Genomic DNA, 10,062 nt, shown 5'->3' with positions numbered 1-10,062 from the left:
TGTTGGGTTACTTCAGGACCAATTCCATCACCAGGAAGTAAAGCGATTTTTAATTTCATCTGTAATGATTCTATTTTTAAGATCAAATGGAGTTAACAATAACAGTATCAACGATAAAAATAATAATTATTTTGTGAATTATTATTTTATTTGCCTGAATTTAGAAATTAGCAGCGGTTTTGTGCACATGGTTTAATTCCATTAAATGATGAATATCTTCATCATTCACTTGTTTATGAAAATCGGCAAATTTTAAAAATTGAGGATATAAATCATCCAATTCAATTTTAGTTAAATCGTAACCAACATTTTTAGCTCTATAAGCTAAAGCTGCTCTACCGCTTCTCGCTGTTAAAATAATTGAAGATTCATTTACGCCAACATCAGCAGGATTCATTATTTCGTAGGTTTCTCTATTTTTTATAACACCATCTTGGTGAATTCCAGAACTATGCGCAAACGCATTTTCACCTACAATTGCTTTGTTAGGCTGAACTTTCATACCCATACTTTCTTGTACCAATTGACTGGTACTGTACAATAATTTACTGTTTATCCCTGTTTCTAAATTTAAGTAAGGATGTTGTTTTAAAATCATAACCACTTCTTCTAACGAAGTATTCCCTGCACGTTCTCCAATTCCATTAATGGTACATTCAATTTGACGTGCGCCATTTTGAACACCAGCAATTGCATTGGCAGTTGCTAAACCTAAATCGTTATGGCAATGACAAGAAATAATGACATTATGGATTCCTTTTACGTTTTCTTTTAAATATTTAATTTTAGCTCCATATTCATCAGGTAAACAATAACCTGTAGTGTCAGGAATATTTAAAACAGTTGCTCCGGCTTTAATAACTTGCTCTAAAACTCGCGCTAAATACTCATTATCTGTTCTACCAGCATCTTCAGCATAAAATTCTACATCTTCAACAAAAGATTTAGCGTAAGCAACTGCATCAAAGGCTCTTTCAATTATTTTTTCTTGGGTTGAATTAAATTTATAAATTATGTGAGAATCAGAAGTCCCAATTCCAGTATGTATTCTAGGTCGTTTAGCATATTTTAATGAAGCTGCTGCAACTTCAATATCTTTTTTATTTGCTCTTGTAAGTCCACAAATTATAGCGTTTTTTACTAATTTTGATATTTTTTCTACAGAAGTAAAATCACCAGGACTTGAAACTGGAAATCCAGCTTCAATTACGTCAACGCCTAAAATATCTAGTCGTTCTGCTATGATTAATTTTTGTTCGGTATTAAGTTTACAACCAGGGACTTGCTCGCCATCTCTTAAGGTTGTGTCAAAAATTTGGACTTTATTATTACTCATTTTTGATTTTTTTTTATCACATTTGAAGTATCAAAAATAGTACTAAAGGTTTTTTGTATATTTCAACAATTGAATTGTTTACTATATTCAAACGATTATTTATCTCGTAAATCATTAATATTCAGTATTATAAAATAAATTTGTTACAATGGCTATTGAGCAAAAAGATGTTCTTTTTACGTTAGTAAAGTCGCTTTCTAAATCTGAAAAAAGACAATTTAAGTTGTATGTTGGAAGATTAGGTGGAAATGCAGACGCTAATTTCATTTCTTTATTTAATTTATTAGATAAAGTGAGTTCTTTTAATGACGATTTAATTTTAAAAAAAACCAACATTAAAAAGCAACAAATATCAAATACCAAAGCACATTTATACAAACAAATTTTGGTGAGTTTACGATTGAATCCTGTTCATCAAAATGTACGATCTCAAATTAGAGAACAATTTGATTTCGCTTCAATATTATATAACAAAGGCTTGTATAAACAAAGTCTAAAAATATTAGATAAAGCAAAAGAATTAGCATTAAGTTCAGGAGAAAATAATTCAGCATATGAAATAGTTGAATTTGAAAAAGTTATTGAATCTCAGTATATTACTAGAAGTTTGAGTAATAGAGCTGATGAATTGGCAAAGCAAGCAAAAGAGTTAAGTTTAAGAAACGTAAGAGCCAGTAAATTATCAAATTTATCCCTTCAATTGTATAGTTTAATGTTGAAAGAAGGCTATGTAAAAGATGATGTTGATTCGAAAAAAGTAACATTATATTTTGAAAAAAGATTACCAAGTTATAAATTATCTGAACTAGGATTTAGAGAAAAGTTATTTCTTTACAAAGCACATTTATGGCATAGTTTAATCATGCAAGATTTTGTTTTGGGCTATAAATATTCACAAAAATGGGTGGATTTGTTTGAAGAAAATCCTGAAATGAAAATCCAGAATCCGGTTTTTTATTTAAAAGGAGTAAATTATTTATTAGAATCACTGTATTTAATTAAACGCAAAACGAAGTTTAATAAAGTGCTTGAAAAGTTGAATTTTGATATTGAAAATGAGAATATTGCTTTGAATGAAAATACAACTACATTAACTTTTTTATATTATTCTCAAAATAAATTAAACCTTTATTTTTTAGAAGGTAGATTTAATAAAGGCATTGTTTATACTACCAAATTATTAGAACAAATTAAGCAGTTTGAGACAAAAATAGATGCGCATCATATCATGGTATTTTATTATAAAATTGCGTGTATGTATTTTGGAGCAGGTAAAAATGAGGAATGTATTTTTTATTTAGAGAAAATTATTAGTAATAAAGATTTAAAGATGCGTGAAGACTTATTGTGTTTTACACGTGTTTTAAATTTAGTTGCACATTATGATGCCGGCTTAGATTATGATATTGATAAGCTTATAATATCAACGTATAAATTTTTAATAAAAATGAATGATTTGCACGAAGTACAGCGTAAAATGATATCATTTCTTAAAAATTTAAGTACTATTTATCCACAAGATATTCACAAGGCATTTGTAAAATTACATAAAGAATTAAGTGAGTTTGAAAATCATCCTTATGAAAAGCGCGCTTTCTTATATTTAGATGTTATTTCGTGGTTAGAAAGTAAAATTCAAAATGTGCCAGTTGAAACAATTATTAAACAAAAAGCTCAAAAATTGATAAAGTAGAAAGGGTGTAAAATTCTTAAAGTTTCAAATAAGTTTTAGAATTTATACTACTTGCGTTTTTGCCCTCTGGTTTTAGGTTTTTTGTATTTTTTTGCAATTTCACGTCTGTAAGAGCCACCTAAATTAACGCGTGTATTTTTTTCTTTTTTCTCATGAAAAGCTGCTCCGCTTGGTTCTGTAAGTGTTTTTTTCTGACTTGTTTTTTCAGGTTCTACTTTTGGCATTTCCTCATCAATCTTCTGTTTAGAAATTATGATGTTTTCAGGTAAATCTAAAACATTAATTTCTGTATTCATCAAAAGTTCAATTTCTCCTAAATAGTCAGCTTCTTCTTCTGTAAAAAATGCGATGGTAGTTCCTTTTTGTTCTGCTCTACCAGTTCTTCCAATTCTATGGATGTAGTTCTCTGGCTCTTCAGGAATATTAAAATTAATAACATGACTCACATCTGTAAAATCTAAACCACGTGCAATAATATCAGTAGCAATTAAAACATTAAAAAAACCTTTTTCAAAGTTTTTTACTGAACGTAAACGATAATTTTGTGTTTTATTAGAGTGAATTACATTTGTATTACCCGGAATTAAAACTTCTAACTCTTCAAATAAAATATTTGCTTGCTTTTTGTTTTTTACAAAAATCAATACTTTTTTAAAAGTTTCTTTATCTTTTAGTAATTGCACTAAAAAGTTAACTTTCGTATAAAAATTTGGAACAGGATATGCTAGTTGTTCAATAGTGTCTAATGGACTTCCACTGGTTGCAATTTCAATTTTAACGGGAGATTTAAAAAACTGATCTAATAAACCAGCTACTTCTTTTGTTAATGTTGCCGAAAATAAAATACTTTGACGTTTTTTTGGTAATAAATCGAGTAGTGTAATTAATTGCGGTCTAAAACCAAGATTCATCATTTCATCAACTTCATCAATTACTAACTTTTGGATATGTTTTAGTTTTAAAATACCATCTAACGCTAAATCTAATAAACGTCCTGGAGTTGCTACTAAAATATCTTGACCTTCATATATTAATTGTTTTTGCTTATTTAGGTTTGTACCACCATAAACTCCAGCAAATCGTACATTAACATAAGGTGTTAAACTTTCAATTTCTCCAATTACTTGAACAACCAATTCTCTAGTTGGTACAATAATTAAAACACGTGGGTATTTTTGTGTAGAAAACGTAAGTTGTTTTAAAATTGGTAGCAAATACGCAAATGTTTTACCTGTTCCAGTTTGGGCAATACCTACCATATCATTACCACTCATAATTTCTGGAAAAGCTTTTTCTTGAATTGGAGTAGGTGTTGTGAACCCCATTTCGTTTAAAGCATCTAATAAAAATCGGTTTAAGTTTAAATCGGAAAAAGTCATTGTTGTATTTTTTGCAAATGTAATACTTAAATAATTAATAAGTTACACCGTTTAAAAATTGCAAAAAGCAAATTTTAGGTCATTCCTGATTTCGTAGAAATCTCATGGTTTTTTAGTTGAAAGTTGATCAGTGACAAAAATTATTTTTTTAGTATTCAGCCAATTCAAACAGTAACCAAGTATTTGGGTCAAATTTAATTTCCTTCACATCTGCCATTGTAGAAATAATATGAGAAGCTGTTTTATCTGTAATTTGAATGGTTTTTATCTCTGAAGAGCCATTATTGTAAAAGATTTCAACATCGAGCGGAAATTGAAAAATGGTTTCTTGTGTTTGTTCAATATCAATTCGAAGTTTATTAGTATCATAAATCCAATTGGTTTTTAATATAGGGTGACCAACTTTTTCAAGCCATTGTGTAAAGAAAATAGCTAAATTTTCACCAGAAACTTTGGCCATTACATTTTTAAAATCAGTTGTAGAGGCATTGCTAAATTTAAATTTTTCATAGTAAGTTTTAATACCTTTCCAAAATGTTTCAGTACCAATTTTTTTTCGAAGCATATGTAAAACCCAAGCGCCTTTTTCATAGGAATTTGCATTTAACAAACTTATTAAATTGGTATTTTCAGTGTCAATTACAGGTGTTTGTTTTCTTTTGTAAAAGTTTAAAACTTTTTCACGTTCTTCCTTTATTCTTTTTAAAAAAGCAGCTTCTCCTTTTTCATTTAAAACGTATAAATCGGTTAAATAGGTTGCAAATCCTTCGCTTAACCAAATATGAGGCCAGTCAATTTCTGAAGCTGAATTTCCAAACCATTGATGCGCAATTTCGTGTGCAATTAAGTCTTCATACTCAAGTTTTCCTGTAACAGATTCTTCAAAGTAAAAAATATTTCCAGCATTTTCCATTCCTCCAAATCGTGTTTTAGATTGTACGTTTGCTAATTTTTGATATGGATATTCGCCAATGTTTTCAATGAAAAAGTTAAGTATACTTTTGGTTGTAGAAAAATCATAAAAGCCTTGTTCTTTTGTTTGTGGATATACCCAAGTAGAAACAGGAATATTATGAGTTTCGCCAATATTTTGAACTGCAAATTTAGCAATTCCAATAACCATTACTTTTGTTGGTAGTGGTACTTCAGTTTTCCAATGATATTGTTTTGTTTTATTATTTATGTTCGTTTCTTCAATCTGAAAACCATTGGCAATAGTTTGGTAATAATTAGGGGCTTCAATAATATATTCAACTGTTGCTTTATCAGAAGGATGTTCTACACAAGGAAACCAATGGTGTGCCCTATTTGGCCAATTATCACCAAAAAATGTACGATCTCCATATAAATTTTCGCTTATAATTAAACCGTCTTTTGGAATACCATGGTATTTAATATTATATGTATATTCTATACCGGGAACAGTATGTTTTTGCTGAATTAAAATTTTGTTATTTTCATGTGTAAACAAAACTTTTACATTGTTTTGGTAAATAGAATCTATAACCATTCCTAAACCACTAATATTATCTTTTTTAACTAAATCAAGCTGAAATTCATTTACCAATTTTTTAAATTTTAAAGAAACATCCATAGTTGCATCAATACTATTTGTAGTGTCATTTACAATAATGGCTAATTTATAGTGTTGTATGTCAATAGTATTATATTGTTGTTTGTAATTTTGAGCTGATGTAGCTTCAATTAGAAGTAATAAAGCAACTATATAAAAGGAGATTTTCATCTTAATAAATATTTTATATTTCAAATATACATAGAAACCATTGACAATTTTTAATTACAATTTAAGAATTAGGAATTCCTTATGAATTAACAAAGCAACTATTAATAAATACTTCCTATCTTTGCAATCATAACACTTTAAAACCCTGTAAAATGAATTACGGAAAAGAATTTAAAAAATTTGCTACAAAAGATCAAGGAATCAGTAGTATGCACTATGATAAATTGGTAAGTAGCGTTACACCATATATTATTGAAGAACGTCAATTAAATGTAGCGCAAATGGATGTGTTTTCTCGTTTAATGATGGATAGAATTATTTTTTTAGGAACAGGAATTGATGATTATGTTGCTAATATTATACAAGCACAATTGTTATTTTTAGAAAGTGTAGACAGCTCAAAAGATATTTCAATTTACATTAATTCTCCAGGTGGAGGCGTGTATGCAGGATTAGGAATTTACGATACTATGCAGTTTATAAAACCAGATGTTGCAACTATCTGTACAGGTATGGCAGCTTCTATGGGAGCAGTGTTAATGTGTGCAGGCACAAAAGGAAAACGCTCAGCGTTGCCACATTCACGTATCATGATTCACCAACCTTTAGGTGGTGCTCAAGGGCAAGCAAGTGATATTGAAATTACAACTCGTGAGATTTTGAAATTAAAAGATGAATTGTACCAAATAATTTCAAAACACTCTGGACAAACTATGGATAAAGTTCATTCAGATTCAGATCGTGATTATTGGATGAAAGCTGATGAAGCTAAAGCATACGGAATGATTGATGAGATTTTAATAAGAAAATAAATAGGTGTTAGTTAAAAGTAACTATTGAACCCTAATAACTTAAACCAATAACTATTAGAATGGCAAAAGATGAAGTTTTAGAATGTTCGTTTTGTGGTAGAAAAAAGCCAGAAACGGATTTGCTAATTGCAGGATTAGATGCACATATTTGTGATAAATGTATAGAACAGGCGCATGGAATTGTAATGGAAGAAACAGCTCAAAAAAGCTCATCTAGCCTTACTTCTGAATTAATTGTAAAAAAACCCAAAGAAATAAAAGCGTTTATTGATCAATATATGATTGGGCAAGATAAAGCGAAACGTGTGATGTCTGTTGCAGTATACAATCATTACAAGCGTTTATTACAACCTGAATCAAAAGATGAAGATGAAATAGAAATTGAAAAAAGTAATATTGTTATTGTTGGAGAAACAGGTACTGGTAAAACATTAATTGCACGTACCATTGCAAAAATGTTGAATGTTCCGTTTTGCATTGTAGATGCTACTGTTTTAACAGAAGCAGGTTATGTAGGTGAAGATGTTGAAACTATTTTAACACGATTATTACAAGCTGCAGATTATGATGTAAAAAAAGCGGAGCGAGGTATTGTTTTTATTGATGAAATAGATAAAATAGCTCGTAAAGGTGATAACCCTTCTATTACACGCGATGTTTCAGGTGAAGGAGTTCAACAAGCATTGTTAAAATTATTGGAAGGTTCAGTGGTAAATGTTCCACCAAAAGGAGGAAGAAAACATCCAGATCAAAAATTTATTGAAGTAAATACCAAAGATATTTTGTTTATGGCTGGTGGCGCTTTTTCTGGTATTGATAAAATTATTGGAAAACGTTTAAATAGACAAGCTGTTGGTTATAGCGCATCTATTAAAGTTGATAAAGTTGATGAAGGTAATTTGTTACAATATATTATTCCAAGTGATTTAAAAGCATTTGGTTTAATACCTGAAATTATTGGTCGTTTGCCAGTATTAACACATATGAATCCATTAGATGCTGAAACATTAAGAGCCATTTTAACCGAACCTAAAAACTCCATCATAAAACAATATCAAAAATTGTTTGAAATGGATGGTATTGATTTTACTATCAATGAAACAGCATTAGGATACATAGTTGATAAAGCTGTAGAATACAAGCTAGGAGCTCGTGGTTTACGTTCACTTTGTGAAGCAATTTTAACCGATGCCATGTTTGAGTTACCTGGAACTGAGGAAATTGAATTAAAAATTACCAAGAAATACGCTGAAGACAGAATCAATCAGTCTACTTTAAAAAGATTAAAAGCGGTTTCATAGTTTAAAATAAATAGCAAAATAAAATTTAATCACGCTTTACTTTTTAAAGCGTGATTTTTTTATCTAAATTTTGTAATTTAGAAATCTTAAAAAAACAATATTGATTTCAAGAGATACCATAGATAAAGTTTTTGAAACTGCTCGAGTAGAGGAGGTTATTGGCGAGTTTGTGCAATTAAAAAAGGCAGGAAGTAATTGGAAAGGATTAAGTCCATTTTCTGATGAGCGTTCTCCTTCATTTATGGTTTCGCCAGTAAAACAAATTTGGAAAGATTTTAGTACCGGAAAAGGAGGCAATGCCGTTTCATTTATTATGGAACACGAACATTATTCCTATCCTGAGGCGATTCGATATTTAGCAAAAAAATACAATATAGAAATAGACGAAACCGAGCAAACTGATGAGCAAAAAGAACAAGCAGATGAACGTGAAAGTATGTTTTTGGTTTCAGAATTTGCAAGAGATTACTTTCATAAAATTTTATTAGAAGACTTACAAGGAAAAGCAATTGGATTAAGTTATTTTAAAGAACGTGGTTTTACAGATGAAACTATTAAAAAATTTCAATTAGGATATTCTTTAGACGAATGGGAAGCTTTTACTTCGGAAGCGTTAAATAAAGGGTACAATTTAAAATATTTAGAATCTACTGGCCTTAGTATTGTTAAGCAAGATTTGCTAACTTCAACAGGGACAAAACAATTTGACCGTTTTAAAGGACGTGTCATGTTTCCTATTCATAGTATGAGTGGGCGAGTTTTAGGTTTTGGAGGTCGTATTTTAACAAACGATAAAAAAGCAGCTAAATATTTAAATTCTCCCGATAGCGATATTTACCATAAAAGCAATGTTTTATATGGAATTCATTATGCAAAACAAAGTATCGCAAAAGAAGATAATTGTTATTTAGTTGAAGGATATACGGATGTTATTTCAATGCATCAATCAGGTATTAACAATGTAGTTTCTTCATCAGGAACTGCACTTACTGAAAATCAAATTAGGTTAATAAACAGACTTACTAAAAATATTACCATTCTTTTTGATGGTGATGCAGCTGGTATAAGAGCTTCAATTAGAGGAATCGATTTAATTTTAGAGCAAGGAATGAATGTAAGAGTTCTAATGTTTCCTGATGGTGATGATCCAGATAGTTTTGCTAAAAAAGTTTCAGAAGAGGAATTAAAAGAATATTTACAAAATAATTCGCAAGATTTCATCAATTTTAAAGTGTCATTATTGATGGAAGAAGCAAAGAATGATCCTGTTAAAAAAGCGGGATTAATACGTGATATTGTGGTGAGTATTTCTAAAATACCAGACAGTATTCAGCGTGAAGTATACATTCAAGAATGTTCAAGAATTATGGATATTTCTGAAAGTGTGTTGTTTAGTGAATTGGCACAGCTTTTTAACAAAGCAAAAAGAGATGTTTCAAAAAGACCAGATCCTAATGAGCCGCCAATGCATGTTTTGTATCCAGAAATGGCTTTGCAAAAAACACCACAGTTTGAAAAGGTAAATGAGCTTAATAAGTACGAAAGAGAAATTATAAAAATTTTATTATTATATGGTAATAATGAAGTTCAATTTGAAAACTTTGTTGCTGGTGAAGAAGCAGGTACTAATGAAGAAAAACCACTTAGAAAAGAGTATTTTTTAAATGCAGTTTCCAATGAAATATATTTGAATTTGCAAGAAGATGAAATTGAATTTACCGATGAAAATTTTAGACAAATTTATTATGAAATAATTCATCAATTAAATCAAAATGAGATAGTAAAGGTTGATTCATT

General features: G+C 29.5%; 7 protein-coding genes. 4 read left to right on the top strand and 3 right to left on the bottom strand.

The features are described 5' to 3' along the window. Positions 1-160: 160 nt before the first annotated feature. Entirely contained in the window at positions 161-1,336 is a 1,176-nt protein-coding gene (locus ABY863_RS10700) for a 2-isopropylmalate synthase (protein ID WP_372794652.1), read from the bottom strand. Between the two features lie 148 nt (positions 1,337-1,484). Between ABY863_RS10700 and ABY863_RS10695 the strand changes: the two genes are divergently transcribed. After that, the gene (locus ABY863_RS10695) at positions 1,485-3,029 is read left to right on the top strand and encodes a hypothetical protein (RefSeq protein WP_372794650.1); all 1,545 of its coding nucleotides are present in this window, start codon (positions 1,485-1,487) and stop codon (positions 3,027-3,029) included. Positions 3,030-3,076: 47 nt separating this feature from the next. On the opposite strand, the gene ABY863_RS10690 is transcribed toward ABY863_RS10695, so the two are convergent. Next, complete coding sequence (locus ABY863_RS10690) at positions 3,077-4,408, bottom strand: DEAD/DEAH box helicase (protein WP_372794648.1); 1,332 nt, start codon at positions 4,406-4,408, stop codon at positions 3,077-3,079. A gap of 148 nt (positions 4,409-4,556) precedes the next feature. Further along, complete coding sequence (locus tag ABY863_RS10685; RefSeq protein WP_372794646.1) at positions 4,557-6,152, bottom strand: M1 family metallopeptidase; 1,596 nt, start codon at positions 6,150-6,152, stop codon at positions 4,557-4,559. 152 nt (positions 6,153-6,304) lie between these two features. On the opposite strand from ABY863_RS10685, the gene clpP reads away from it, so the two are divergent. The 3 genes from clpP to dnaG form a co-directional block, all read left to right on the top strand. Next, positions 6,305-6,964, top strand: a complete 660-nt coding sequence (clpP, locus tag ABY863_RS10680) for an ATP-dependent Clp endopeptidase proteolytic subunit ClpP (RefSeq protein WP_372794644.1) — start codon at positions 6,305-6,307, stop codon at positions 6,962-6,964. Between the two features lie 59 nt (positions 6,965-7,023). Continuing rightward, positions 7,024-8,265: an ATP-dependent Clp protease ATP-binding subunit ClpX gene (clpX, locus tag ABY863_RS10675; RefSeq protein ID WP_372794642.1), complete on the top strand. Its 1,242-nt coding sequence runs from the start codon at positions 7,024-7,026 to the stop codon at positions 8,263-8,265. A 100-nt stretch (positions 8,266-8,365) separates the two neighbouring features. Continuing rightward, the coding region (dnaG, locus tag ABY863_RS10670; RefSeq protein ID WP_372794640.1) for a DNA primase at positions 8,366-10,062 on the top strand (1,697 nt) is incomplete at its 3' end.

Origin of the sequence: Lutibacter sp. (assembly GCF_041562875.1) — a bacterium.
GTDB lineage: Bacteria > Bacteroidota > Bacteroidia > Flavobacteriales > Flavobacteriaceae > Lutibacter.
The sequence above is the reverse complement of the archived record's forward strand: the minus strand, read 5'-3'. Positions and strand labels throughout refer to the sequence as shown.

Excerpts from the sequence above, each read along its gene's own strand:
- ABY863_RS10700 (WP_372794652.1), bottom strand. The coding sequence starts at position 1,336 with ATGAGTAATAATAAAGTCCAAATTTTTGACACAACCTTAAGAGATGGC.
- ABY863_RS10685 (WP_372794646.1), bottom strand. The coding sequence starts at position 6,152 with ATGAAAATCTCCTTTTATATAGTTGCTTTATTACTTCTAATTGAAGCT.
- clpP (WP_372794644.1), top strand. The coding sequence starts at position 6,305 with ATGAATTACGGAAAAGAATTTAAAAAATTTGCTACAAAAGATCAAGGA.
- ABY863_RS10695 (WP_372794650.1), top strand. The coding sequence starts at position 1,485 with ATGGCTATTGAGCAAAAAGATGTTCTTTTTACGTTAGTAAAGTCGCTT.
- clpX (WP_372794642.1), top strand. The coding sequence starts at position 7,024 with ATGGCAAAAGATGAAGTTTTAGAATGTTCGTTTTGTGGTAGAAAAAAG.
- ABY863_RS10690 (WP_372794648.1), bottom strand. The coding sequence starts at position 4,408 with ATGACTTTTTCCGATTTAAACTTAAACCGATTTTTATTAGATGCTTTA.